The sequence below is a fragment of the Tsuneonella sp. HG249 genome (assembly GCF_053819205.1).
Genome location: NZ_JBSOQY010000001.1, coordinates 1,040,633 through 1,066,009, shown reverse-complemented (window position 1 = coordinate 1,066,009; position 25,377 = coordinate 1,040,633). Strand labels below are relative to the sequence as shown.

At 66.7% G+C, this 25,377-nt stretch carries 27 protein-coding genes and 1 tRNA gene; 16 read left to right on the top strand and 12 right to left on the bottom strand.

Annotated features, from left to right (window positions below):
* Positions 1-4: 4 nt before the first annotated feature.
* Positions 5-589, bottom strand: a complete 585-nt coding sequence (locus ACWPM1_RS05265) for a TlpA family protein disulfide reductase (RefSeq protein ID WP_455693786.1) — start codon at positions 587-589, stop codon at positions 5-7.
* Here ACWPM1_RS05265 and argH point away from each other — a divergent pair.
* The 5 genes from argH to ACWPM1_RS05240 all read left to right on the top strand — a co-directional run bounded on the left by argH (position 588) and on the right by ACWPM1_RS05240 (position 5,312).
* Complete coding sequence (gene argH, locus ACWPM1_RS05260) at positions 588-1,967, top strand: argininosuccinate lyase (RefSeq protein WP_455693785.1); 1,380 nt, start codon at positions 588-590, stop codon at positions 1,965-1,967. The two genes, ACWPM1_RS05265 and argH, sit on opposite strands and share 2 nt — an antisense overlap.
* Positions 1,964-2,200 carry a hypothetical protein gene (locus ACWPM1_RS05255; RefSeq protein WP_455693784.1) on the top strand — a complete coding sequence of 79 codons (237 nt, stop codon included), beginning with the start codon at positions 1,964-1,966 and terminating at the stop codon, positions 2,198-2,200. Before argH ends, ACWPM1_RS05255 begins: the two co-directional genes overlap by 4 nt.
* 70 nt (positions 2,201-2,270) lie before the next feature.
* The gene (gene lysA, locus ACWPM1_RS05250; RefSeq protein WP_455693783.1) at positions 2,271-3,530 is read left to right on the top strand and encodes a diaminopimelate decarboxylase; all 1,260 of its coding nucleotides are present in this window, start codon (positions 2,271-2,273) and stop codon (positions 3,528-3,530) included.
* Entirely contained in the window at positions 3,521-4,312 is a 792-nt protein-coding gene (locus tag ACWPM1_RS05245; RefSeq protein ID WP_455693782.1) for a siroheme synthase, read from the top strand. The genes lysA and ACWPM1_RS05245 overlap by 10 nt, the downstream gene beginning before the upstream one ends.
* A 181-nt stretch (positions 4,313-4,493) precedes the next feature.
* Positions 4,494-5,312 (top strand): hypothetical protein, encoded by an 819-nt coding sequence (locus ACWPM1_RS05240; RefSeq protein ID WP_455693781.1) that lies wholly within the window; start codon positions 4,494-4,496, stop codon positions 5,310-5,312.
* Positions 5,313-5,375: 63 nt separating this feature from the next.
* Here the strand turns inward: ACWPM1_RS05240 and ACWPM1_RS05235 are convergent, their stop codons facing one another.
* The 7 genes from ACWPM1_RS05235 to ACWPM1_RS05205 form a co-directional block, all read right to left on the bottom strand.
* Complete coding sequence (locus tag ACWPM1_RS05235) at positions 5,376-5,780, bottom strand: response regulator (protein WP_455695127.1); 405 nt, start codon at positions 5,778-5,780, stop codon at positions 5,376-5,378.
* Between the two features lie 47 nt (positions 5,781-5,827).
* On the bottom strand, positions 5,828-6,136 hold the full coding sequence (locus ACWPM1_RS05230; protein WP_455695126.1) for a hypothetical protein: 309 nt from the start codon (positions 6,134-6,136) through the stop codon (positions 5,828-5,830).
* Between the two features lie 75 nt (positions 6,137-6,211).
* Positions 6,212-7,171, bottom strand: a complete 960-nt coding sequence (locus tag ACWPM1_RS05225) for a winged helix DNA-binding protein (protein ID WP_455693780.1) — start codon at positions 7,169-7,171, stop codon at positions 6,212-6,214.
* A gap of 74 nt (positions 7,172-7,245) precedes the next feature.
* Positions 7,246-8,535, bottom strand: coding sequence for an adenylosuccinate synthase (locus ACWPM1_RS05220; RefSeq protein ID WP_455693779.1), 1,290 nt, complete (start codon positions 8,533-8,535; stop codon positions 7,246-7,248).
* A gap of 36 nt (positions 8,536-8,571) precedes the next feature.
* Positions 8,572-9,681, bottom strand: coding sequence for an ATP phosphoribosyltransferase regulatory subunit (locus tag ACWPM1_RS05215; protein WP_455693778.1), 1,110 nt, complete (start codon positions 9,679-9,681; stop codon positions 8,572-8,574).
* 19 nt (positions 9,682-9,700) lie between these two features.
* Complete coding sequence (gene serA, locus ACWPM1_RS05210; protein ID WP_455693777.1) at positions 9,701-11,284, bottom strand: phosphoglycerate dehydrogenase; 1,584 nt, start codon at positions 11,282-11,284, stop codon at positions 9,701-9,703.
* Positions 11,285-11,337: 53 nt separating this feature from the next.
* A complete protein-coding gene (locus tag ACWPM1_RS05205; protein WP_455693776.1) occupies positions 11,338-12,468 on the bottom strand; it encodes a phosphoserine transaminase in 1,131 nt (376 codons plus the stop codon).
* Positions 12,469-12,640: 172 nt separating this feature from the next.
* Between ACWPM1_RS05205 and ACWPM1_RS05200 the strand changes: the two genes are divergently transcribed.
* The gene (locus ACWPM1_RS05200) at positions 12,641-13,789 is read left to right on the top strand and encodes a glycosyltransferase family 4 protein (RefSeq protein ID WP_455693775.1); all 1,149 of its coding nucleotides are present in this window, start codon (positions 12,641-12,643) and stop codon (positions 13,787-13,789) included.
* Here the strand turns inward: ACWPM1_RS05200 and ACWPM1_RS05195 are convergent.
* Complete coding sequence (locus ACWPM1_RS05195) at positions 13,786-14,259, bottom strand: hypothetical protein (RefSeq protein WP_455693774.1); 474 nt, start codon at positions 14,257-14,259, stop codon at positions 13,786-13,788. The genes ACWPM1_RS05200 and ACWPM1_RS05195 overlap by 4 nt on opposite strands.
* 72 nt (positions 14,260-14,331) lie before the next feature.
* Entirely contained in the window at positions 14,332-15,015 is a 684-nt protein-coding gene (locus ACWPM1_RS05190; RefSeq protein WP_455693773.1) for a PadR family transcriptional regulator, read from the bottom strand.
* A gap of 96 nt (positions 15,016-15,111) precedes the next feature.
* Here ACWPM1_RS05190 and ACWPM1_RS05185 point away from each other — a divergent pair, with 96 nt between their 5' ends.
* The 6 genes from ACWPM1_RS05185 (at position 15,112) to xth (ending at position 19,171) form a co-directional block, all read left to right on the top strand.
* Positions 15,112-16,428 (top strand): replication-associated recombination protein A, encoded by a 1,317-nt coding sequence (locus ACWPM1_RS05185; protein WP_455693772.1) that lies wholly within the window; start codon positions 15,112-15,114, stop codon positions 16,426-16,428.
* A complete protein-coding gene (locus ACWPM1_RS05180) occupies positions 16,425-17,300 on the top strand; it encodes a hypothetical protein (RefSeq protein ID WP_455693771.1) in 876 nt (291 codons plus the stop codon). Before ACWPM1_RS05185 ends, ACWPM1_RS05180 begins: the two co-directional genes overlap by 4 nt.
* Before the next feature lie 78 nt (positions 17,301-17,378).
* Complete coding sequence (locus ACWPM1_RS05175) at positions 17,379-17,828, top strand: hypothetical protein (protein ID WP_455693770.1); 450 nt, start codon at positions 17,379-17,381, stop codon at positions 17,826-17,828.
* Positions 17,819-17,894, top strand: a tRNA-Thr gene (locus ACWPM1_RS05170). Before ACWPM1_RS05175 ends, ACWPM1_RS05170 begins: the two co-directional genes overlap by 10 nt.
* A 28-nt stretch (positions 17,895-17,922) precedes the next feature.
* Positions 17,923-18,174 carry a hypothetical protein gene (locus ACWPM1_RS05165; protein ID WP_455693769.1) on the top strand — a complete coding sequence of 84 codons (252 nt, stop codon included), beginning with the start codon at positions 17,923-17,925 and terminating at the stop codon, positions 18,172-18,174.
* A 223-nt stretch (positions 18,175-18,397) separates the two neighbouring features.
* Positions 18,398-19,171: an exodeoxyribonuclease III gene (xth, locus tag ACWPM1_RS05160; protein WP_455693768.1), complete on the top strand. Its 774-nt coding sequence runs from the start codon at positions 18,398-18,400 to the stop codon at positions 19,169-19,171.
* Here the strand turns inward: xth and fumC are convergent.
* Together fumC and queF are read right to left on the bottom strand one after the other, a co-directional pair.
* Positions 19,168-20,547, bottom strand: a complete 1,380-nt coding sequence (gene fumC, locus ACWPM1_RS05155) for a class II fumarate hydratase (RefSeq protein ID WP_455693767.1) — start codon at positions 20,545-20,547, stop codon at positions 19,168-19,170. The genes xth and fumC overlap by 4 nt on opposite strands.
* Positions 20,544-21,017 carry a preQ(1) synthase gene (queF, locus tag ACWPM1_RS05150; protein ID WP_455693766.1) on the bottom strand — a complete coding sequence of 158 codons (474 nt, stop codon included), beginning with the start codon at positions 21,015-21,017 and terminating at the stop codon, positions 20,544-20,546. The genes fumC and queF overlap by 4 nt, the downstream gene beginning before the upstream one ends.
* Positions 21,018-21,125: 108 nt before the next feature.
* On the opposite strand from queF, the gene ACWPM1_RS05145 reads away from it, so the two are divergent.
* From ACWPM1_RS05145 to ACWPM1_RS05130, 4 genes are read left to right on the top strand one after another with little or no spacing between them, the layout of a single operon-like run.
* Positions 21,126-22,247 (top strand): hypothetical protein, encoded by a 1,122-nt coding sequence (locus ACWPM1_RS05145; RefSeq protein ID WP_455693765.1) that lies wholly within the window; start codon positions 21,126-21,128, stop codon positions 22,245-22,247.
* 39 nt (positions 22,248-22,286) lie between these two features.
* Positions 22,287-23,138: a sulfurtransferase gene (locus ACWPM1_RS05140; protein WP_455693764.1), complete on the top strand. Its 852-nt coding sequence runs from the start codon at positions 22,287-22,289 to the stop codon at positions 23,136-23,138.
* Entirely contained in the window at positions 23,138-24,343 is a 1,206-nt protein-coding gene (metC, locus tag ACWPM1_RS05135; RefSeq protein WP_455693763.1) for a cystathionine beta-lyase, read from the top strand. Before ACWPM1_RS05140 ends, metC begins: the two co-directional genes overlap by 1 nt.
* Positions 24,340-25,290 (top strand): mechanosensitive ion channel family protein, encoded by a 951-nt coding sequence (locus ACWPM1_RS05130; protein WP_455693762.1) that lies wholly within the window; start codon positions 24,340-24,342, stop codon positions 25,288-25,290. The genes metC and ACWPM1_RS05130 overlap by 4 nt, the downstream gene beginning before the upstream one ends.
* Positions 25,291-25,377: the final 87 nt, after the last annotated feature.

Genomic DNA, 25,377 nt, shown 5'->3' with positions numbered 1-25,377 from the left:
CGCGCTAGCCCCCGATAGTCTCGTCGACGAGGGCCTTAGCCTCCGGGCTTTGCCAGTCGAACCCGCCGACCACTCGGGCGACCTCCTGACCGCTGGCGTCGTAAAGGACGGTGGTCGGCAGAACCCCGTCGCCGCCGAACGCGGTGGAAAGGAGCGTCTCCCGGTCCAGCCAGGCCTCGAGGTGGGAGAATTTGGCCTTGGCGAAGAAGGGAACGACCTTCTCGGCGCCCTGCAGGTCCTGACTGGCAACGACCACGCGCAGCTTGCCCTGGTAATCGCCCGCGAGCTTATCGAGCAGGGGCATTTCCTCGACGCAGGGTGCGCACCATGTGGCCCACAAATTCAGCAGAACCGGCGTGCCCGACAGCGCACCCGTGTTGAGCGTCGCCCCCTCGGGGTTCGTCAGCGCAACCGCCGGAAGCAATTCGCCGGCATGCGTTCGGTCGATCTCACCGGTCAGCGCGCCGGCCGAATCCTGGGCCTCCGCCTCGCCTTGCACCTCCGGAGGCTCTTCCCTACTGCACCCGCCGAGCAGGGCGGCCGAGGCGAGCAGCGTGACAGACAGTCGCAATGACACAGCAAACTCCATGTGGGGAGGTCGTTTCGCCGAGGGGCCTAGCGCGATCATGCGCGAAATCAACGCCTCGATCCCGTTCGACAAGGCGCTCTGGCGGCAAGACATCGCCGCGTCGAAGGCGCACGTCACCATGCTCGGGGCGCGAGGCATCGTGAGTGCCGAGGATGCCACCGCGATCGCCGCCGGGCTCGACCGGATCGCCGGCGAGTACGAGGCAAATGGGGTGCCCGAGGATTGGGACCTCGAGGACATCCACATGGTCACCGAAAGCCGGCTCGCCGAACTTATCGGCCCGGCTGCGGGGCGCCTGCACACCGCGCGCAGCCGTAACGACCAGGTGGCAACCGATTTCCGGATGTGGGTGCGCGAAGCCTGCGTGGAAACAGATCGGGCACTGGGTGCGCTACAGGTTGCGCTGGTGAGCCGCGCCGGCGAGTTCGCCGATGCCGTTATGCCCGGGTTCACGCACCTGCAGACTGCGCAGCCAGTCACTCTCGGTCATCACCTGATGGCCTACTACGAGATGGTCCAGCGCGACCGCTCGCGGTTCGTCGATGCGCATACCCGCGCCGGCCAGTGTCCGCTCGGCGCCGCGGCCCTCGCGGGGACCGGCTTTCCGATCGACCGCGAAGCGACCGCTCGTGCGCTCGGCTTCACGGGCCCCACCGCCAACAGCCTAGACAGCGTGTCGGACCGCGACTTCGCACTCGATTACCTGATGGCTGCCGCGCAGTGCGCGCTGCATCTGTCGCGGCTCGCCGAAGAGCTGATACTGTGGGCAAGCCAGCCGTTCGGCTTCGTCCGCCTGCCGGATGCGCTGAGCACGGGCAGCAGCATCATGCCGCAGAAGAAGAACCCCGACGCCGCCGAGCTGGTGCGTGGCCACTCGGGGCGGATCGTCGGCTGCCTCACCAGCCTGATGGTGACTATGAAAGGCCTGCCGCTCGCCTATTCGAAGGACATGCAGGACGACAAGCCGCCGGTGTTCGAGGCGCATGGCCTGCTCGCGCTGTCGGTCGCGGCGATGACCGGGATGATCGAAGGCAGCGAGTTCAGGATCGAGCGGATGCGGGAGGCGGCGGAATTGGGGTATGCCACCGCAACCGACCTCGCCGACTGGCTGGTGCGGGAGGCGGACGTGCCGTTTCGCGAGGCGCACCATATTACCGGCGCGGCGGTCAAGCTCGCCGAGGGTCGCGGCATCCCGCTCGATGCGCTAACCATCGACGATCTCAGGAAAATCGATGCGCGGATCGACGAGCGGGTGTTCACCGCGCTTTCGGTCGAAAGCTCCGTCGCGGCGCGCGCCAGCTATGGCGGGACGGCGCCGGTGCGAGTAAGGGAACAGGTAGCCGCAGCGCGCCAGGCGCTCGGGATGGAGCCGCAATGAAGCGCTTGATCGCCCTCGTAAGTGTCACAATCATTGCTGCATGCGGCCAGAAGACCGATCTTGAACCGGTTGCCGGCCAATCACTGCCGCCGGCGCCCTATGGTGCCAAGGCCCAGCCTGACGCGGCCGCGCTGCTCGAACCCGACCCCCACGCCGCCCCCGAACGCACCGTCGAGCTGCGCAAGCGGTCGGAAGAGCGCGAAGACGATCCCTTCGACCTCCCCCCGGAATAACCGCAGAGCATAGCGGCCCAAGCAAGGCTTGCTCGACTCCGGAGCGCTAGCGCGGCTAACGCGCCAGCCGATGGACCATTTCCAGTTCCGTGACGGCGTTCTCCATGTCGAAGACGTGCCCCTCCCCGCGATCGCGGAGGCGGTGGGCACGCCCGTCTATGCCTATTCGCGCGCCACGCTGGTGCGCCATGCCCGGGTGTTTCGCGAAGGGCTGGCAGGCGTGCGCGATCCGCACCTCGCCTTCGCGGTGAAGGCCAACCCCAACATCGCCGTGCTGCGCGTGCTCGCCAAGGAGGGCTACGGCGCCGACGTCGTCAGCGGCGGCGAACTCACCCGCGCGCTCGCCGCCGGTATCGCGCCCAGCGAGATAGTCTTTTCCGGCGTCGGCAAGACGCACCTGGAACTGATCCAGGGGATCGAAGCCGGCATCGGCCAGTTCAACATCGAGTCCGAGGAAGAGGGCCGCGAACTCGCCGCCATCGCCGCGGAGCGCGGCGTGCGGGTCGCCTGCGCCTTGCGGGTCAATCCCGATGTCGACGCCCGCACGCACGAGAAGATCTCGACCGGCAAGCGCGAGAACAAGTTCGGCGTTCCGCTCGACCGCGCGGTGGCGATCTACTCCGCGCTGTCGTCGGAAACCGGCCTCGAGATGCGCGGTGTGGCGGTGCACATCGGCAGCCAGCTGCAAGTCCTCGATCCGCTGGAGACGGCGTTCGAGAAGCTGGGGGCGCTGATCGCCGAGCTACGCGCCGCGGGCCAGACGGTGACTCACGCCGACCTCGGCGGCGGTCTCGGCGTGCCATATCGCAAGGACGATGTGTTTCCCTCGCCCGCGGAGTACGGCGCGATGGTCGCGCGCGTCACGGCCGATTGGAATGTGCGGCTGTCTTTCGAGCCCGGCCGGGTAATCGCCGGCAACGCGGGCGTGCTCCTGACACGGGTAATCCGTTCGAAGCGCAGCGGCAACGGGCCCCCGTTCGTGATCGTCGACGCGGCGATGAACGACCTCGCGCGCCCGGCGATGTACGGCGCCTGGCACGACTTCGACGCTGTCGCGCCGACCGGCGAGCGGATGACCGCGCACATCGTCGGCCCGATCTGCGAGACCGGCGACACTTTCGCGATGGACCGCGAGATCGACGCGATCGGGGCCGGCGACCTCGCGGTGTTCCGCACCGCCGGGGCTTACGGCGCGACGATGGCCTCGAGCTACAACAGCCGCGGCTACGTGCCCGAAGTACTGGTCGATGGCGACAAGTTCGCGGTGGTGGCGGATCGGATCGATCCGCACGCGATCATGAATGCCGAGCGCGTCCCCGAATGGCTCTGAGCAGCCTGCCGCTGTTCCACCGCGTGGCGGGGCAGCGGGTGGTCGTGCTCGGCGACGGACCGGCAGCGGAGGCCAAGCGGCGGCTGGTAGAGCGCGCCGGCGGCGTATGTTGCGGGGAGCCAGAGGCGCACCATGCGCGGCTCGCCTTCGTCGCCATCGACGATGCCCGCTCCGCGGAAGCGGCTGCCGTCCGCCTTCGCGGCAAGGGCCTGCTGGTTAACGTCACCGACCGGCCCGAGCTGTGCGATTTCACCGTCCCGAGCGTGCTCGACCGCGACCCGGTGCTGGTTGCGGTAGGCACCGGCGGTGCTTCCGCGGGTCTGGCAAAGCAGCTTCGGCTGCGATTGGAAGCGCTCATACCGCAATCGCTGGGCCGGCTCGCTGACGCCCTCAACGCGAGCCGCGAGGCACTGCGCCGGCGCTACCCCGATCCCGCGGAGCGCCGCCGCGCGCTCGATGCCGCGCTCACGTCCGGCGGCGTGCTCGACCCGCTGCGGGAGGACGCGTTCGGGCGCGTGGACGGGTGGCTGGCCAGCGAACGCGAGCCGGCGGCGGCGCGGACGGTCGAGATCGTGCTGACGAGCAGGGACCCGGAAGATCTCACCCTCCGCCAGGCGCGTCTGCTCGGCGAAGCGGACACCATCGCGCACGGGCCCGAAACCTCCGAAGCCATCCTCGCCCGCGCGCGAGCCGACGCGATCAGATGCGGACTCTCGAACATCCCGGAAAGGCGCACAGGCCTGACAGTTGTCCTGCGGCCCATCGATCCAAGCGAATATTGAGGTCCGCTTTCGACTTAATTGCAGACATTCGTGCCACGCGACGAGGTCGGAGTAAGCCTGGCGAGGCGGCATGCGAGGAGCGGCCTAAGCGAAGCCATACCCTTGCTCTCTGATCCTGCTCGTGCCAGCGTCTCGGTAAGGACCGAAGCGCCGGATAAAGAGCTGGGCGGAAGGGGGTGGTATGGAACGGTACCGGCCTTATGCGGGGGAGATCACGCTCGTCCTGGCCACGATGGTTGTCGGAGTGCTGGGCTTCTGGAGTGTATATGTAGGTTCACGTGCGGGTGCAGAACCGCACCATCATTTCCATGTCGCTACCACATTCGGATGGATGGGCCTCCTGTTCACTCAAGTGCTGTTGCTGGCACGAGGAAAGTGGCAGCTCCACCGCCGGGTAGGCTTGGCAGTTCTGGTTGCCGGGCCGCTGCTAGTTGGCTCAGCCGCGTTCCTTGCAATGCATAGTGCGCAATCGGCGATTGCAAGCGGTCAGCCCGATTTCCTGATCGTCCAAAACATCGTTGGTACCCTTTGGCTGGGTTTAATTCTTGTACTCGCGTTCGCCCTAAGAAAGCAGCGCAAGGTGCATGGTGCCTTTCTGATGAGTACCCTGTTGATCTTTCTTGGTCCGGCGATCTTCTTTGCACTGATCGCATTCGCGCCCGCCTACAGAATCGAGGGCCCAGAGACCTTTTACCGGTTCCAGACGGCGGGCGAAATGAGCCTCAACGTCAATCTGGCGATCGCCTTCCTCATGTTCGTCAAGGACTGGAGGAACGGCTGGCCGTATCTCTTCACGGCCGGTTCGGGGCCTTTGGCGGTAGGGCTTCAGGCTTATCTCGCGAGCGTTGATCAACTGGATAACCTGACTATTGCGACCGCCGCGCCTAATAGGGGCGCGATCTTGGCGATAGTGGTTCTTCTCGTGGGGGTCCTGCTGGCCCGGACCGCTCTGCCAAGGCGTGACGGTCGGCCATCCTTCGTGGTGACCGAGGGGGGCTGACGTCCGCTTTCCGACCAATCGCGGACATTCACTTGATTCAGCTAGAGCGGAGGAATCCTGTGCTCAGGCCGCGCCGATCGCCTGCAGGCGGCTGACAATCGCTGCCTCGTCGAACGGCTTGATGACGTATTCGTCCGCCCCGGCGGCGATGCCCTTGTGGATGTCCTTGGCGCCGGAGTTGGTGGTACAGAATACGACCTTCGGCGGCCGGGCGGCGGGAATTGCGCGCAGCGCGGTGACGAATTCGATGCCGGTCATCACCGGCATGTTCCAGTCGGTGATCACGAGATCGGGCATGGCCGCACGGCAGCGGGCGAGGCCCTCTTCGCCGTTCTCCGCCTCGACCACTACGTAGCCGACGCTCTCGACGATACGGCGGGCGACTTTGCGGATCATCCGCGAATCGTCGACCAGCAGGCAGGTGCGGCGGCCCGTCTGCGTAGTCGGCTCCGGCGCGGGTTCGGCGATCGCAGTGCGCGGCGGCACTGCGCCGGCTTCCGGATTAAGGCGCTTGATCAACCCGTGAATGACACGAACTCCTCTTCGCCATAGACCGGACGCTCGTCGACATCGCTGGTATCGCCGATCGGACGCTGCGCCGGGAAAGGCGTGGCTAGCGCGGCCTTGTCGGCGGGCGTCATGCAGACGTGAAGGTAGGGAACCCAGACGTCGCCGTAGTCGGCCTTCTGGTACCACAGGTCGAGCACATCGTAGCTGGCCCAGCAACCGTCAGGCTCGCGCAGGCGAATGCCCTCGCCGATCCGTGGCACCGCGGCGAACCGGATGGTGTGCTCGGACTGGTGAGTCTCGTTCTGGATTTGCACTTCGATCAAGGCTTCGGCACCCTCTGCGACCAGAAGGCACGCTAAAGCGAATTGGTTGCCGAACCTTCAACGTGTTCAAACGGCCGATTTTGCGTCCCTGCCGAGTTCCGCGAAATAGCGCGCCATGGCGTCGGCCGCCTTGTCGCTGAGCCGGATGAATGCCCGACGGCGATCGCTGTCGTCCTCTACCCTTTCCAGGAGCCCTGCTTCAGTCATCTGGCCAATCCAGCGCAGCGCGGTAGTCGGCGGCACCCCGCTGGCGATGCACAGCGAGGTTACCGACACCCGTGTGTGCTCGGCCCGTGCGGCGGTCAGATCGAGCAGAATGTCCCAGGCGGGATCCGCGAACAATGCGGGATCGAAGAACTGCCCCCGCAATTGACGCTGGCGGATGACACGCCGTACCAGCCTGGGGTCGGGTAGCGGCATCCGCGGAGGCCGGATGAGCCTGCGCTCGGCATCGCCCTCTCCCGCGAAGCCATCGACGGGCGACCCGAGCCTGAACGCCCGTGGCTCGCCGGCAGAGAGGCGGTCGATCTGGGCGGCGATCTGCGCCACCTGTTCGGTCAGACGCAGCAGCGTGATCCGATCGCCTTCGTCCTGTTCACGCACCGCCATCCGCGGAATCTTGGTTAGCGCACGCGCCAGAGCCAATACGCGTTCGCCCCTAGTGGCATCGACGAGCACTTCGGCGCCCGACTGATCGAGACACGCGAACACCGATTCGAGCGCCGTCATCGTGGTGGTCACGATGAGCGGCACGCGAGCCGCGGCCGCGCGAATATCGAGCTTGGTCAAGGCAGCGATCATCGCCCCGTCATCGACCGGGCAATCGACCAGCAGGAGGTCGCCGGGCAATGGCGGTTCGGCATCGGCCAGCTCTGCAAGGAGATCGAAGCCCACCGCGCCGTATCCCGCCGCGGCGATGTCCTCTTCAAGCCGCGCGGCGTCCGCCGGCCTGGCCGCGTACAACCCCGCAACGCAGGAAAGTGCGTCCGCCCCACCCGCCCCATAGGAAAAATTCGCCTGATTCACGCGACCACTCCGCTGCCACCTAAGCGAACAGGAGTAGAACAAGAAGACCCTAAGTCAATGAATTGCGGCCTTGTTCAGTCGAGAAACGGGTCTCGCACGAGGATCGTGTCCTCGCGTTCCGGGCTTGTCGATACCAGGGCTACGGGAGTCTCGATGAGTTCCTGAACGCGGCTGATGTACTTGATCGCCTGCGCCGGCAGATCGGCCCACGAGCGAGCGCCGGCGGTCGTCTCTCGCCAGCCATCCATCTCTTCGTAGATCGGCTCGACAGCGGCCTGATCGGCGGCATGGGCGGGGAAGTAATCGAGGATTCTGCCGCGCAAGCGATAGCCGGTGCATATCCTCACCGTCTCGAACCCGTCGAGGACGTCGAGCTTGGTGAGGGCGATGCCGGTCACGCCGGAGATCGCGCAGGACTGCCGCACGAGCACCGCGTCGAACCAGCCACACCGCCGCTTGCGGCCGGTGACCGTGCCGAACTCGTGGCCGCGCTCGCCAAGGCGCTGGCCGGTCTCGTCGTCGAGCTCAGTAGGGAACGGGCCACTGCCCACGCGGGTGGTGTAGGCTTTGACGATGCCGAGCACGAAGCCGGTCGAATTGGGTCCCAGGCCCGAGCCCGCGGCGGCGGCCCCGCTGACGGTGTTGGAGCTCGTGACGAATGGGTAGGTCCCATGGTCCACGTCCAGCAGGACACCCTGCGCCCCTTCGAACAGGATCTTGGCGCCGGCCTTGCGGACCTTCTTGAGCCGCTTCCACACCGGTTGGGCGTATTGCAGCACCGAAGGCGCGATCTCGCGGAGCTCGGCGAGCAGCGCCTCCCGATCGATCGGAGGCTGATCGAATCCGGCCCTCAAAGCGTCGTGGTGCGCGCAGAGCCGGTCGAGCTGCGGTTCGAGATGGTCGAGGTGCGCCAGGTCGCACACGCGGATCGCGCGGCGGCCGACTTTGTCTTCGTAAGCCGGGCCGATCCCGCGCCCGGTGGTGCCGATTTTGCCCGCGCCCGCGGCGGTCTCGCGCAAAGCATCGAGGTCGCGGTGCAGCGGCAAGATCAGCGCGCAGTTGTCGGCGATGGCGAAGTTGTCGGCGTTGATCTCCACGCCCTGGCCTTCGAGCTTGGCGATTTCCTCGCGCAAGTGCCACGGGTCGAGCACCACGCCGTTGCCGATGATCGACAGCGTGCCGGTGACGATGCCGCTCGGCAGCAGGCTCAGCTTGTAGGTGGTGTTGCCCACCACGAGCGTGTGGCCGGCGTTGTGCCCGCCCTGAAAGCGCACCACGGCGTCGGCGCGGCTGGCAAGCCAGTCGACGATCTTGCCCTTGCCCTCGTCGCCCCACTGGGCGCCGATCACGGTGACGTTGGCCAACTTAGCGTTCCTTACCTGAGGGGCGGCGGGGGCGCGCTAGAGGCTTTGCGTCTCGCTGCCAACCAGCATGTGGGTGCAACCGAGCGCTTGCGCATCCTCGCCCTCGGCGAGGGCGCTGCGAGTGCGCCAGCCGATCGCGCGCAGCCGGGCGGCGACCTGCGGATCGTGACCGACGGGCAAGTAGAGGACGTCACCTGCAGTCACGGCGGGCAGTGCGTCTACCAGGGGGTCGATATAGAGGGTGAAGCCGGTGGCCGCTTCGTCGCTGCCGCCGATCCGGTAGGTTCCACCGCGGCCCAGCGTTCCGCGAACCCCTTCGGCGTAGAGCGTGAAGCCGAACCAGCTTTGATATTCGAAGCCGTGGCGCTCGGTCGGGTCCAGCGTGATGCGTGCCTTGCCGGCCACGCGGCCCGCGATCTCGCGCAAGCCGGCGATGCGGCTGGCAAGCGCGCCGCCTGCGTCGATCGCCGCAAGACGCTCGATCGCCTCGTGGAACGGCCCGGCGGCATAGAGCAAGGGTAGGTATGCTTCCCCGCCAGCATCGTTCAGCGCACCGGCATCCTTGGCATCGAGTTCGCGGCGCACGTCCTCGATCTGCCCGGCCGCCAGCGGGAAAGCCTTGGCCGAAAGAGTGTCGACGAGATCGGGCAAAGTGAAGTCGACCGACACACCCCGGGCGCCCGCGGCGGACAGGGCCTCAATCGCCACGCCGACGACTTCGGCCGCCGCCGCGACGGTATCGCTGCCGATCAGCTCGGCGCCAAGTTGGAGGCGCTGACGCGCCGGATCGAGCTGGTCCGAGGCAATCACCGCAACCTCGCCCGCGTAGCACAACCTCAACGGGCGCGGCTCGGCTGCGAGGCTGGTCGCGGCGATGCGCCCGACCTGCACCGTGATGTCGCTCCGCAGGGCCAGCGTGCGCAGACTGGCAGGGTCGACGAAGCGGAACATCCGCCGCGTCGCCACGCCGCTCATCCGGCCCGCCATCGACTTTTCGAATTCGACCAGCGGCGGGATCACGCGGTCGTAGCCGTGCGCGTCCATCGCATCGAGCGCGGCCCGCCGTGCAGCAGTGAGCGCACGAGCCGAGGCCGGCAAGCGGTCCTCGAGCCCCACGGGGAGCAGGTCGGCGGCGGGATCGGTCATGCCGGGCGGCCTAGCGCCGTCAGAACTCGAGCGCCATGACGGTCTTCACGCCCTGAAGTGCGCAGGCCTTCTCGATCATCTCCTTCGGGATCGACTGGTCGACCGACAGCAGCAGCACCGCCTCGCCGCCCGCATCGCGGCGGCCGAGGTTGAAGGTGCCGATGTTAATCCCCGCCTCGCCCAGCAGCGTGCCGATGCGGCCGATGAACCCGGGCGTATCCTCGTTGACGATGTAGAGCATGTGCCCGGCTAGTTCGGCCTCGATGCCGATGCCGAAGATCTCGACCAGGCGCGCGTTGTCCTGCCCGAACAGCGTGCCCGCGACCGAGCGGTCGCCCTGACTGGTCCCGACGGTCACGCGGATCAGCGTGTTGTAAGCGCCTTCGCGCTCATGCCGGATCGAGCGCACGTCGAGCCCGCGCTCCTTGGCGAGGAACGGCGCGTTGACCATGTTCACGCTGTCCGAATGGCGGCGCATGAACCCGGCGAGCACCGCCGCCTCGAGTGGCTTGCCGGCGAGTTCGGCCGCGGCGCCTTCACGCTCGATCGAAATCTGCGTGAGATTGCCGTGGGCCAGCTGTCCGACGAGGCTGCCGAGGTTCTCTGCGAGCCTCATGTAGGGGCGCAGCTTGGGCGCTTCCTCGGCCGACAGGCTGGGCATGTTGAGCGCGTTGGTCACTCCGCCGTTGACGAGGAAATCAGCCATCTGTTCTGCGACCTGCAGCGCTACGTTGACCTGCGCCTCGGTCGTGCTCGCCCCAAGGTGGGGGGTGCAGATGAAGTTTTTGGTGCCGAACAGGGGCGAATCCTTCGCCGGCTCGGCCTCGAACACATCGAGCGCCGCCCCGGCGATGTGGCCGCTTTCGAGACCGTCCTTCAGCGCCGCTTCGTCGATCAGGCCGCCACGCGCGCAGTTGACGATGCGCACGCCTTTCTTGGTCTTCTCGAGCCGCTCGCGGCTGAGGATATTGCGGGTCTGGTCCGTGAGCGGGGTGTGCAGGGTGATGAAGTCTGCCCGCGTCAACAGCGTCTCGAGGTCGACTTTTTCCACCCCCATTTCGACCGCGCGCTCCTCAGTCAGGAAGGGGTCGTAGGCGACCACCTTCATCCGGAGGCCGAGCGCGCGACTGGCGACGATCGAACCGATATTTCCCGCCCCGATCAGGCCCAGCGTCTTGCCGGTCACTTCGACGCCCATGAACCCGCTCTTGGGCCACTCGCCGGCCTGGGTCTGCTCATTGGCTTCCGGGATTTGCCGGGCCAGCGCGAACATCAGCGCGATCGCGTGTTCGGCGGTGGTGATCGAGTTACCGAACGGGGTGTTCATCACCACCACGCCCTTGCTGCTCGCATAAGGGATATCGACGTTATCGACCCCGATGCCGGCCCGGCCGATCACCTTGAGGTTGGGCGCCGCGTCGATAATCTCGCGCGTGACCTTGGTCGAGCTGCGGATTGCGAGACCGTCGTATTCGCCGATGCGCGCCTTCAAATCATCCGGGCTCTCGCCGACGATCACATCGACATCGCATCCGCGCTCTTCGAAAATGCGCGCGGCGTTGGGGTCCATCTTGTCGGAAATGAGGACTTTGGGCTTGGCCATTGTGGCCTCCTTAAAATTGAACTGATGTGGTGCGGCGATGGCCGCGCAGGGAGTCAGGCGCGCGCCGTGGCGTAGGCCCAGTCGAGCCAAGGGCCGAGGGCCTCGATGTCAGCAGTGTCGACGGTGGCGCCGCACCAGATCCGAAGGCCTGGGGGTGCATCGCGATAGCCCGCCACGTCATAGGCGGCTTCTTGTTCTTCCAGCAGCTTGGCCATCGCCTTGATCACCGCTTCGTCCGCGCCTTCGACGGTGAGACAAACGCTGGTGTTGGAGCGGCTCGCCGGATCCTCGGCAAGGTGACCCAGCCAGTTGCGATCCCGCACGATTCTGTCGAGCGCGGCGGCATTGGCTTCAGCGCGCGCCTTGAGCCCGGCCAGACCGCCGACCGACTTGCCCCATTCGAGCGCAAAGATCGCGTCTTCCACCGCCAGCATCGAGGGCGTGTTGATCGTCTCCCCCTTGAAGACGCCCTCGGCGAGTTTGCCCTTGGAGACGAGGCGGAACACCTTCGGCAGCGGCCACTCGGGCGTGTAGTTTTCCAGCCGCTCGACCGCGCGAGGCCCGAGGATCACCACCCCGTGCGCGCCCTCGCCCCCGAGAACCTTCTGCCAGGAGAAGGTCAGTACATCGACCTTGTCCCACGCGATGTCCTGCGCGAACACCGCGCTGGTGGCGTCGGCGATGGACAGCCCTTCTCGGTCCGCGGCGATCCAATCGCCGTTTGGCACGCGCACGCCCGAAGTGGTGCCGTTCCAAGTGAAGATCACGTCGCTCGACCAATCGACCTCGGTGAGGTCGGGCAGCAGGCCATAATCCGCACGAATGACCGTGGGGTCGATCTTAAGTTGCTTGACCGCGTCGGTCACCCAGCCCTCTCCGAAGCTTTCCCACGCCAATGTGGTGACGGGGCGCGCGCCGAGCATCGTCCACATCGCCATCTCGACCGCGCCGGTGTCCGAACCCGGCACTATGCCGATGCGGTGCGTATCGGGCACCTCGAGCACTTCGCGGATCAGATCGATGCAATATTGCAGGCGCGCCTTGCCGATCTTCGAGCGGTGCGAACGCCCAAGGGATTCGCTGGCCAGCTTGTCAGGAGACCAGCCTGGCGGTTTCGCGCAGGGACCGGAAGAGAAGAACGGACGCGCCGGCTTGATGGCCGGCAACGGCGGGAGGTCAGTCATGTAGTCTCTCCTTGCAGAGAGCACGCGCGGCGTTGGGACCGCGTGGCCCGCTTGCCGCCCTAATGTTGCGGCGCAGCAAGTCAAGCGCGCATAATAATTGTGAGACAGCCGGTCTGAAAGCGTCGACCATTGTCCCCTCGCCAAACGGCCGACGCCTTTCTATGGCCGGTCGATGCAGCTTGCAGACCTCCGGATCGCGCTGTTCAGCGGCAATTACGCTATGACAGTGGATGGCGCCAACAAGGCGCTGAACCGGCTGGTCCGCTACCTCCTGCGGCAAGGCGTCGAGGTTCGGGTCTATTCCCCGACGGTCGACATTCCCCCTTTCGAGCCCCAGGGCGATCTCGTCAGCCTGCCGTCGATCGCCATCCCAGGAAGAAGCGAGTATCGCGTGCCGACGTGGATGGGAACGCGAGTGCGCGAGGACCTCGAGCGCTTCGCGCCTCACCTGCTCCACATCTCCTCGCCCGACTTCGCCGCGCGCGAGGCGGCCAAGTGGGCGCGCGACCGGGGCCTGCCGGTCGTCGCCAGCGTGCACACCCGGTTCGAGACTTATCCGCGGTACTACAAGCTGGGGTTTCTGGAGCCGGCGATGGAGGCCTGGCTGCGCAAGCTGTACCGCCGCTGCGACGCGCTGCTCACTCCCAGCCCCAGCATGATCGAGACGCTGCGCGCCCAGCGCATGAACGACGATATCGGTCTATGGTCCCGCGGCGTGGAGCATACGGTGTTCAACCCGGGGCGGCGCGATCTCGTGTGGCGGCAATCGCTGGGCTTGTCCGACGATGACGTTGTCGTTGGCTTCCTCGGCCGGCTGGTGTTGGAAAAGGGGCTCGGCGAGTTCGCCACCGTGATCGCGGAGCTCGGCAACCGCAAGGTGCCGCACAAGGTGCTGGTCATCGGCGACGGTCCCGCCAGGGTCGCGTTCCAGGAGAAGATGCCAGAGGCTTGCTTTGTCGGCTTCCAGGGCGGCGACGACCTCGGCCGTGCGGTCGCCTCGATGGACGTGCTGCTCAATCCGAGCGTCACTGAGACCTTCGGCAACGTGACGCTCGAGGCGATGGCTTGCGGGGTGCCAGTCGTCGCCGCCGATGCGACCGGCGCCGCCAGTCTCGTGGAGCCCGGCGTCAACGGTTTCCTGGTGCCGCCGGGCGACGTCGCCGGCTTTGCCGACTGCCTGTCGCGCTACGTCGACGAACCCGCCCTGCGGCGCGAGCATGGCGAGGCCGGACACACGCGCGCGCAGGCATTCGAGTGGGACGCGATCAACCGCGCGGTGGCGGACACCTACCTGCGCGTGCTGCGGACCAAGGGAAGCTAGCGCAGAAGCCCCGTCGCGGTCTGCCGACGGGCATACCACAACTGCAACACGATCGCCGCGAGAATGACCAGCGGCATGAACTTGTTCATGCCAGTGTTCATCTCCGACGGCAGGTCGAGCGTGAGCTGATAGATGAAGCTGAGCGCCGCCCCGATCAGCGAGACCAGGAAAGCGGTCACAGCGTGCCGAGAACGGGCAAGCAGCAGGATCGAGCCAAGCACCGAGCCCCACACGCCCAAGGCCCAGAGCACGTTCGCCCAGACCGGAAAGCTGTCGAAGAAAGCGCCGATCTCGGCGACCGACATACCCATCTGCTCCGACACCATCCCAAGGTACCCCGGATCCCGCATCTGGGTCATCGTGTAGTCGTAGCCGCCGAAGGCATTCCACAGCAGCGACAGGATACCGACGATCCAAAGATGCATCGGCGTCTTCGAGACGCCGGGCGCGTCGATAGTTGCCTCGTTCATGATTGCTCTCCCCCTCCATGGCGGCCCGCGGCGGGAAATACCACGCCGCCGCGGGAGCGCCAAATCGGGCGATCAAAGGCGCTCGATACGCTTGGCCATCTCATCGATCATGTCGACGATGTCGTTCATCGCTTTCTCGTCCAGTTCGCCCGCCTTCGCCTTGTGCTTGAGCACTTGCGCGAGGTTGCCCATTGCGCGGAAAAGGTGCGGCGAACGGTGGCGCTGCTGTTTCTCGCCATGCTCGGTCAATCTAGCGAACAGCGCCTCGACCTCGTCGGCCTTGTCGGCCAGTTCGACGCGGCCTTGCTCGGTGGCGGCGAAGGCCTTGCGCGGGCTCTCGTCGCCGACTTCCTCGATAGCGCCCTCGTCGGCGAGCAACTGAAGCGTCGGATAGACCGCCCCCGGGCTCGGGGCATAAGCGCCATCGGTCGCCTCCTCGATCGCCTTGATGAGCTCGTAGCCGTGACGCGGCTGGTCGGCAAGGAGCTTGAGCAGCGCGAGCCGCAGTTCGCCTTGGCCGAACATCCGCCCGCGGCGTCCACGTCCGCCTGGGCTACTTGGCCCAAACGGACCTGATGGGCCAAAGGGCCCGGAAGGGCCGAAGGGTCCGCTCGGTCCGAAAGGGCCATCGGGGCCGAACACGCCGTCGTTGTCCCAGCGACCACCGATGCGGGATGCCATCTTGGCCGCCATCTTGGCCTTAATCGCCGCGCGGAAAGCCCGCTTCACATCGTTGTCATAGCAATCGTGCCGCATCTCTAATTCCTTCTAAGATGGTTCACGATATATCTTAGAACTATCGAATTGCAAGACCCTCGCCGAACGCCGGTGCATTTCCTATCTGCGCTTGCCATGGCCGATCTGTTTCCCGAGAGCCTCCCGACCGAGCGGGACGAGCCCCGCCCCGATGCGCCTCTGGCCGATCGTCTACGGCCGGGTGCGCTCGGCGAGGTGGTGGGCCAAGAGCATGTCACCGGACCCGAAGGCGCGATCGGCCGGATGGTCGCCGCCGGGCGCCTTTCGAGCATGATCCTGTGGGGTCCACCTGGTACCGGCAAGACGAGCATCGCGCGGTTGCTCGCCGACGCGGTCGGCATGCGATTCGTGGCGATCAGCGCAGTGTTCAGCGGCGTTGCCGACCTCAAGAAGGCGTTTGCCGAGGCGGACAAGGCGGCGCAGGCGGGCCAGCGCACGCTCCTGTTCGTGGACGAGATTCACCGCTTCAATCGCGCGCAGCAGGACGGTTTCCTGCCGTTCGTCGAACGCGGGACGGTCACGCTCGTCGGCGCGACGACCGAAAACCCCAGCTTCGAGCTCAACGCCGCGTTGCTCAGCCGCGCGCAAGTGCTGATCCTGCGCCGCCTCGACACACCCGCCCTATGCAAGCTGCTCGACAAGGCGGAGGCGCTCGAGGGGCCGCTTCCCCTGACCCCGGAGGCGCGAGATGCTCTGGTCGCCAGCGCCGACGGCGACGGGCGCTTCCTGCTCAACCAAGCGGAAACGCTATACGCCGCGCAGATCGACCATCCGCTCGACCCGAGCGAACTCGGCAAGTTCCTCCAGCGTCGGGTGGCGGTCTATGACAAGGACCGCGAGGGGCACTACAATCTCATCTCCGCGTGGCACAAGGCGCTGCGCGGCTCCGACCCAGACGCCGCGCTCTACTACATGGCGCGGATGCTGGTGGCGGGCGAGGAGCCGCTGTTCGTGTTGCGGCGGCTGGTCCGAGCCGCGGTCGAGGACATCGGCCTCGCCGATCCGCAGGCCTTGGTGCAGTGCCTCGCCGCCAAGGACACCTACGAATTTCTCGGCTCGCCTGAAGGAGAGCTCGCGATTGTCCAGGCCTGCCTATATTGCGCCACCGCGCCCAAATCGAACGCCGCCTACCTCGCCCAGAAGGCCGCGTGGAAAAGCGCTCGCGAGACGGGCAGCCTGATGCCGCCGCAGAACATCCTCAACGCGCCGACCAAGCTCATGAAGGACATCGGCTACGGCAAGGGCTACGCCTACGATCACGATGCGGAGGAGGGCTTTTCGGGTGCGGATTACTGGCCCGAGGAAATGGAGCGGCAGACCTTTTACGAACCTGTCGAGCGCGGCTTCGAACGCGAGGTCAGGAAGCGCATCGAGTACTGGAACAAGCTGCGAGCCGAGCGCGCCGACGGGTGAGGCCGGACCGGTTCAAGCACTTCGCGGCGATCGACTGGTCGGGCGCGGCGGGCGAGCGCCACGCCGGCATTGCCCTGGCCATTTGCGACGCTGGCGACACGGCGCCGCGGATCGTGCGGCCGGGCCACCGCTGGTCGCGCCACGAGGTGGCCAACTGGCTGCTGCACAAGATGCCCGCCGACACGCTGGTCGGTCTCGACATATCGGGTTCGTTGGCTTTCGCCGACACGGGCGCGTACTTCCCCGGTTGGCCTGAAAGCCCGTCAAACGCCCGCTCGCTCTGGGCGTTGGTCGAGGAGATGTGCGAAGCCGATCCGCACCTCGCCGCGTCCGGGTTCGTCGACCATCCCGACATCGCGCGCCATTACCGCCGCCACGGCGGGCGCGAGGGCGACCTGTTCGGCGGCGGCATCGGCCGTCTGCGAGTAACCGAGCGGGTCGGCCAGACGGCATTGGGGTGCCGCCCGACAAGCAACTTCAATCTGGTCGGCGCCAGCCAGGTCGGCAAGGCGAGCCTCACCGGCATGCGCGTGCTCCACCGGCTGGACGGCAATATCCCACTATGGCCGTTCGACCCCTTGCCCGAGCATGGTTCGGTCGCGGTGGAAATCTATACGACCATCGCGGCCATCGCCGCCGGTCGCACCGCGAGCCGCAGCAAATTGCGCAGCTACGGTGAACTCAACGAAGCGCTCACCGCCATCGGCAGCCGCCCAATGAAGGGCCGAGGCCCGATCGACGACCACCGCTCCGACGCCCTGCTCGCTTCCGCCTGGCTGCGCACGGTCGCGCATGAGCCCCGCTACTGGCGTCCGCCAGCTATGACCGACGACATTGCCATGACCGAGGGCTGGACCTTCGGCGCGCCCTGAGAAGCTAACCTTTGCAAGTTCCGGATCGTTTGCCGCGCCGCCGCCGTTGGCGAACAGTCTGGTCGCAATCCAAGGAGCTTGCCCCCGTGTAACTTTGCCCAACTCGCTCGTCCGCTCGGCTATTTCTCGCTCGCTCTGGGCGCTGCCGAGTTGCTCGCCCCTCGCAAAATCGCCTCGGCACATGGCGTGCCGGAGGGAACCAACGTCGTCCGCGGCTTCGGCGCGCGTGAGATCGCCGCCGGTATCGCAGTCCTCGCCGCGCCACGCAGCCCGGCACCGTCCCTCATGCGGGCAGTAGGCGACGTTCTCGACATCGCAGCCGCCGGCGTGGCCACCGGGAAGGCCCGGGGCTCGGCACGTACCATCGCCGTTATCTCGCTTGCGACCGTGGTGGGCTTCCTTGCGCTCGACCTGCTGGTCGCGAAGGTCGGTGGCGCGCAGTTGACCTCTGGACCTCCGGCGCGCTTTGTCGCATTGGCGAGGCTCAAGATGCCCTATTGCCTCGCAAGGGTACAGGCGCCGGCTTAGCTCAGTTGGTAGAGCACCTGATTTGTAATCAGGGGGCCGCGGGTTCGAATCCTGCAGCCGGCACCATTCTTCTGCCTGCTCACAGAGTGCGCAAATGCACCATCGGTTCAGGGGCTGCGCCATAACTGCCGCTCACGCGCACTTGTGCCAACTCGGGATCGATAGCCGACAGGAACCGCACGCCGATCGCATCGTCGCCACGATCCTGACAATCGTTCCGGGTACCCAACCAATATTCGGCAAGCCGATTTCAACCGTGGTGACGGACCTGACGATGACGGGTGAGCGCGCCTTCATCCCAGTGGCGGACAAATCCTTCACGGTGAGCGCCCATTCCTCGAGCTGACCCTGCAGCCGCATCGAGGCGCGCATCAGAACGCGGCGCCGCGCGGCGGCGCGGGAGTCTTCCGCCTGCTCCGGGGGCGGAGAAAGAGCGAGATGCGCAACCGCGATAATCGCACATCATCGACACTCATGCCTAACGAAGCGGTCCCTCAAGGTTAGGTATCCTCCCTTAGCCAAGTCCGGCGGCGAGGCACTTTTCAGGGGCTTTGCGCGTTGGCCACAATGTGAAAATCGCCACCTACAACGTGAACGGCGTCAACGGCCGGCTACCGGTGCTGCTGCGCTGGCTGGAGACGGCGCAGCCCGATGTCGTCGCGTTGCAGGAGCTAAAGGCGCCGGACGAGAAGTTTCCCACCGAACCGATCCGCAAGCTCGGCTACGATGTCGTTTGGCACGGGCAAAGCCGGTGGAACGGTGTCGCCTTGATCAGCCGGGTGGGCGAAATCCACGAGACGCGGCGCGGCCTCCCCGGCGATCCGGACGACACGCATAGCCGCTATATCGAGGCCGCCATCAACGGGGTGATCTTCGGCGGGCTTTACCTGCCCAACGGCAACCCTCGTCCCGGCCCGAAGTTCGACTACAAGCTGCGCTGGTTCGAGCGGTTGACCGAGCACGCCCAAGGCCTGATCGAGAGCAAGCTGCCGGTGGTGCTCATGGGTGACTTCAACGTCATGCCCACCGAACGCGACGTCTATAAGCCCGAGCGCTGGCTCGACGACGCGCTGTTCGCCCCGGAAGTCCGCGCGGCCTGGTTCCGCTTGCTTGATCAGGGCTGGACCGACGCGCTACGCACGATGCACCCGGACGAGACGATCTATACATTCTGGGATTACTTCCGGAATGCCTTCGCCCGCAATGCCGGCCTACGGATCGATCATTTCCTGCTCAGCCCGTCGCTAAAAAAGTGCCTGCGGGCCGCTGAGGTCGACCGCGAACCGCGTAGCTGGGAAAAGACGAGCGACCACACGCCCGTGTGGATCGAGCTGAACGTCTAGACCATCTTCTCCGGTCGCACGAGACGGTCGAAATCCTGTCCGTCCACCCCGCTTGCCAGCGCCGCTTCGCGCAGGGTCGAACCTTCCTTGTGCGCTTTCTTGGCGATTGCAGCGGCCTGGTCGTAACCGATCTCGGGAGCGAGCGCCGTCACCAGCATAAGCGAGTTTTCGACCCCGCGGGCGATGTTGTCGCGGCGCGGCTCCAGGCCTCGCAGGAGATGCTCGGTGAAACTCTCGGCCGAGTCGGCGAGCAGGCGGATCGAGCGCAGCGCGTTCCAGGCCATGACCGGACGATAGGTGTTGAGCTCGAACTGCCCCTGGCTGCCGGCGAAGGTGATCGCGGCATGATTCCCGAACACCTCGATGCAGACCTGCGTCAGCGCTTCGACCTGTGTCGGGTTGACCTTGCCGGGCATGATCGAACTGCCGGGTTCGTTTTCTGGCAGCGCCAGTTCGCCGAGGCCAGCCCGCGGGCCCGAGCCGAGCAGCCGTATGTCGCTGGCGATCTTGTTGAGGCCCGCCGCCAGCGCATTGAGCGCGCCGTGGGCGAACACCAGCTCGTCCTGTGCCCCGAGGGCGGCGAACTTGTTAGGCGCGGTCACGAACGGAAGGCCGGTAATGCCGGCTATTTTCGCTGCCACCAAATCGGCGAAGCCGGCGGGCGCGTTGAGGCCGGTGCCCACCGCGGTCCCGCCCTGCGCTAGCGCCAAAAGCCCGGGCAGCGTCGATTCGATCCGGACGATCGCGGCCTCCACCTGAGCCGCGTAGCCGGAGAACTCTTGGCCTAAGGTCAGTGGGGTCGCGTCCTGGGTATGCGTGCGGCCGATCTTGACGATGCCGGCCCACTCCGCTGCCTTCGAGGCGAGATCGGCGTGCATCGCGCGCAAGGCGGGCAGAAGGTGGCGAACGATCTCGCCCGCCACCGCGACGTTGATCGCACTCGGGAAGGTATCGTTCGAACTCTGGCTCATGTTGACATGATCGTTGGGATGGACCGGCTTTTTCGAGCCGATCGCGCCGCCCAGCATCTGGATCGCGCGATTGGCGATCACCTCGTTGGCATTCATGTTCGACTGCGTGCCCGACCCCGTCTGCCAGACGACGAGGGGAAATTCCTCGTCGAGCCTGCCGTCGATGACTTCCTGCGCCGCGTCGACGATCGCCGCGGCCAAGCTGGCTTCGAGAACGCCCAACTCGCGGTTGGCTTCCGCCGCCGCGCGTTTGATAGTACCCAGCGCGCGGATCAGCGGCACGGGCATGGTCTCGCCGCCGATCTTGAAGTTTTGCAGCGAGCGCTGCGTCTGTGCGCCCCACAAGCGATCCGCCGGCACGTCGATCGGGCCGAAAGTATCGGTCTCGGTGCGGGAGGCGCTCATCCGCGGCCCCGGTAGCCGGAGACGCCCTGGTCAGGCACCCATAGGCCTTCGGGCGGCGCGCCCGTCTGCCAGAAAACGTCAATCGGAATACCGCCGCGCGGATACCAATAGCCGCCGATGCGCAGCCAGCGCGGGCGCATCTCGTGTTCCAGCCGCTGGCCGATCCCGACGGTCACATCCTCGTGGAACCCGCAGTGGTTGCGGAACGAGCCGAGGAACAGCTTGAGACTCTTCGATTCGACGATCGTGTCACCCGGCGCGTAGTCGATGACCAGGTGCGCGAAGTCGGGTTGCCCGGTGACCGGGCACAGCGAGGTGAATTCGGGCGCGGCGAAGCGCACCAGGTAAAGCGCGTCGTCGCGCGGGTTCGGCACGTAATCGAGCGTTGCCTCTTCGGGCGAGGCCGGCAGCCGGCTCGACTGCCCGAGGTGCAACGGCGCGCGAGCATCGACGGGGGGTGTGTCGCTCATGCCGCGCATCTGGCCCTAATTGCATGGGTCTGCAAGGCGGGTGTGGACTCGTTGGGTTCAGTGCCTATTCAGCGCCAGCGACGCTTAAAAACGCGCTTCCGGGAAGACATGCGACACCTTGCGACCGCCAGCCTGATTGCGTTTGCCGCCGCAGCCGTGCCCTTGGCGGCGCAGGATTCCGCGCCCTCGCCCGGCAGCTTCCGCCTGCCGACGGCCCCCACGCCCACGCCGACCGACGTGCAGGGCCCGGTCGATCCCGACGCGCCGATCCTAACCCGTCCGCGCGCGCCCACCCCGACGCCCACGCCGCGTGCAACGAGCGCCCCCGCGCCAACGCCGACGCCAACCGCGCAGCCTTCGGCCCGTGCCACCCCGCGCCAGGTCCTGCCGCCCGGCAGCAGCACGCTGCCGCCGCGCTTCACCCCGCCCGCCGCACCGACGGCGGAAGAATCCGCCGCGGTGACGACTGGCGATACTCCCTTCCCCGAGGCGGTACCCGGCACCGCGCCGCTACCGCTCCCGACTGCGGCGCCCTCCCCCCCGCCTGCCGTATCCACCGCACCGGATAGCGGCGACGAAGGCCTCCCCGGCTGGCTTTTCGCCCTTGTCGGGGCGCTCGCCGCGCTCGGCATCGGCGCGACTGTGTTCCTTCGCCGCCGTCGCGGGTCCGCCGAAGTGGAAGCACCCGTTATCGAGCGGCCCCCGGTCGGCAAGCCAACGGCCGCCACGCCGCCACCGGCGCCGCTGGCCGGCCCGCCGCTGATGATCGAGGCGCAGGCTAAGCAACTGGCCCGCAGCATGATGTTCGCTACCCTGTCGTACGAACTGAGAGTCACCAACCGCGGCCCGGTGCCGCTCGAGAACGTCAGTTTCGGTGGCGACCTCGTCACCGCCCACGCCCGCGTGCCGGCCGAGCAGCAGCTCGCCGATCCCGCCACGCCGCTTACCCCGGTTCAATCGCTGACGCGGCTCGATCCGGGCGAAAGCGCTTCGTTCGCCGGCGATTTCCGGCTGCCAGTGAGCGAAATCCGCCCCATCCCGCACGGCAAGGCGGTGGTCTATGTCCCCCTCCTCCGGGTCCGCGCGACCGCGCAAGGGATGGAGCCCATTGCGCGGACTTTCATCGTCGGGCTGAAGCCTCCCGGCTCCGCGGGCCAGCGCCTGCAGCCGTTCCGGCTCGACGAGATGCCGCAGACGTATCGCACCGTTGGTCAGAAGGCGCTCGACTGACGCTCGACGCGGCCTTTCCGGCCCGCTAGCAACCGGGGCATGGACAGCCTCGTATCCACCGACCGGCTGGCGAAGGTGCTGGGCACCGAGGGGTTGGTCGTCCTCGACGCAACCGCCCACCCGACCGAGCCCGCTCGGAACGCCGCTGCCGAGTTCGCGTCCGGGCACATTCCCGGGGCCCGCTTCCTCGACCTCGCCAGCCTCAAGGACACAGGATCGAGCGTGCCCAACGCCCTTCCGGCGACGGAGCAGTTCGCTCGGCAGATGGCCGAGCTTGGGATCCGGCCCGATGCCCGGATCGTGCTGTACGACGACAGCGCGGTGAAGACCTCGGCGCGGGCGTGGTTCGTGCTGCGGATGAACGGCATGCGCGAGATCGCCATCCTCGACGGCGGAATCGCCAAGTGGCGCGCCGAGCAAAGGCCGCTAGAGACGGGCGAAGCACTGCCTGCACTAGGCGACTTCCCCCTTTCTGCCGCCGCCGATACCAGCCGGGTCCGTTCAAAGGCCGACATCCTCGCCAACCTCGATAGCCGCACCGAGCAACTCATCGACGCGCGCGACGCTGGCCGCTTCACCGGGGAAACGAGCGACGCGGTGCATGGACTGCCCGGGGGCCACATTCCGGGCTCGCGAAACCTGTTTTTCCGAGATCTCTACAACCCAGACGGAACCTTCCGCTCCGAGGGGGAACTGCGCGCCGCGTTCGAACGCGCCGGCATCGACCTGACGCAGCCGATCGTCACCACTTGCGGGAGCGGCGTAACGGCCTCTGTATTGCTGTTCGCGCTGCACCGCCTCGGCATCGACGAGGCAGCGCTCTATGACGGCAGCTGGAGCGAATGGGGCGCCGATCCCACCACCCCCAAGGAACACGGGGCCGCCGCCTGATGGCCGGAAAAGCGCGCGCGCAAAGTCTGGGCACACGGCTGGTCACCGCCGGCCGGCGCGCCGAGTGGACGGGCGCCGCGGTCAACCCGCCGGTCTGGCGCACCAGCACGCACCTCTATGCCGACAGCGCCGATCTCGCGGAGGGCCGCCCCAACGCCGACGGCCACTTTTACTACGGTCGCCGCGGGACCCCCACCCAGTGGGCCCTCGCCGAAGCGCTCACCGAACTCGAACCGGGCGCGGAAGGCACCGTGCTCTACCCCAGCGGCGTCGCGGCGATCGCCGGCGCGCTCCTGGCGGTGCTGCGACCCGGCGACGTGTTGCTGGTGACCGACAACGCCTACGAGCCGACGCGCACCCTCGCCAACGGCCTGCTCAAGCGGATGGGCATCGGCGCGCGGTTCTTCGATCCCCTCGACCTGGATGCCTACTCCGCGGCCTTCTGCGAGCGGACGAGGGCGGTGATGCTCGAATGCCCCGGCAGCCTGACGATGGAAGTCAGCGACGTGCCCGCGCTCGCCCGCATCGCTCAGGAAAAAGGCGCAGCCAGCGTGCTCGACAACACCTGGGCGAGCCCGCTCGGTTTCGCGGCGCTCGGGCACGGCTGCGACATATCGGTGATGAGCCTGACCAAGCACGTCGGCGGCCATTCCGACTTGATGATGGGCTCGGCCACCGCCGGGAAACGATGGTATTCGCGGCTGCGACAGACTTCGCAGAGCCTCGGCCAGGTTGTCGCGCCCGATGATGCCGCGCTCGCGCTCAGGGGCCTCCGGACGATGGGCGTTCGCATCGAGCGGAGCTCCGCAAGCGCGCTGGCGATCGCCCAGTGGCTAACGGAGCGGCCCGAAGTCGCGCAGGTGCTGTGCCCGATGCTGCCGGGCTCCGCAGGCCATGAGCTATGGGCACGAGATTTCACCGGCGGCTGCGGACTGTTCAGCTTCGTGTTCAAGGGCAGCGACCCGTCCGCGCGGGCACTGTTCATCGATACGCTCGAACTATTCGGTATCGGCTATAGCTGGGGCGGCTACGAGAGCCTCGTCATTCCCTTCGACCCGGAAAACATCCGCACCGCGGCCCCATGGCCGCCCGCCGGCCGGGATCCGCAGGACCGCCTCGGCATACGCCTGTCGATCGGCCTCGAAGACCCGCAGGATCTGATGCGCGATCTCGAGGCCGGGTTCGCCGCGATGGCACAGGCGTGACGAGCGCGGCGCTCTTCCGCGGGCTCGATCCCACGAGTGGGCTCGGGCGGCTGATCGCCACCCTCGACAGTTGGGGCTTCACCGTCGCAGACAGCCGCATCTCGGTGTGGAGCGCGCTGGTAGTCATCGCGGTCATCCTGCTGGCGCTGTTGCTGGGGCGCCTCGCGATCCACCTCGCGTGCTGGATAATCGGCAGGGTGACCGCGCTCGACGCCGGCCGCCGGCTGCTCGCGCAGAAACTGGTATCGCTGGCGATCTGGGCGGCGACGTTCCTCGTCGCGATCGACATCTTGGGGATCGACCTCACCGCGCTCGCGGTGTTCTCGGGCGCGTTTGGTCTGGCGGTCGGGTTCGGGCTGCAGAAAACCTTCGGCAACCTCCTTGCCGGGATCATCCTGCTGATGGACCGCTCAATCAAGCCGGGCGACGTCATCGCGGTCAACGACGGCATCACCAACACCGTGGGCCAAGTGAAGAAGATCGGCATCCGCGCGGTTTCGGTGACGACCCGCGACAAGAAGGAATACCTGATCCCGAACGAAAACCTGATGATCAATCAGGTCGAGAACTGGTCCTACAGTTCGCGCGACGTGCGCATTCAGGTGCCGGTGGGCGTGGCCTACACTTGCGACATCGTCATGGCCGAGAAGCTGATGCTGCAGGCAGCGAAGGACACGTCCCGCGTGCTCGACTCTCCTCCCCCGGTGGTGTGGCTCGACAGCTACGGCGAGAGTGCGATGGAATTCATCATCCATTGCTGGATCAACGATCCCGAGCAGGGGATCGGCAACGTCCGCTCCGACGTGCTCAAGCGGCTGTGGGCGCTGTTCCAGGAGAACGGCGTCGACGTTCCGTTCGCGCAGCGCGACATCAACCTGAAGGACAACCCGCAGTTCCGCGCCCTGCTGGATGCGCTGGCCGAGCGCGGGACGCGCCCGGAAGCCTAGCTTCGCGCCCGAGTATCCCAGCTTTCAAAATCGCGCCTTTTCAGCCTCACAGGCAATCTGGCTGGCGACCACGGGGGGCGAGGCGCA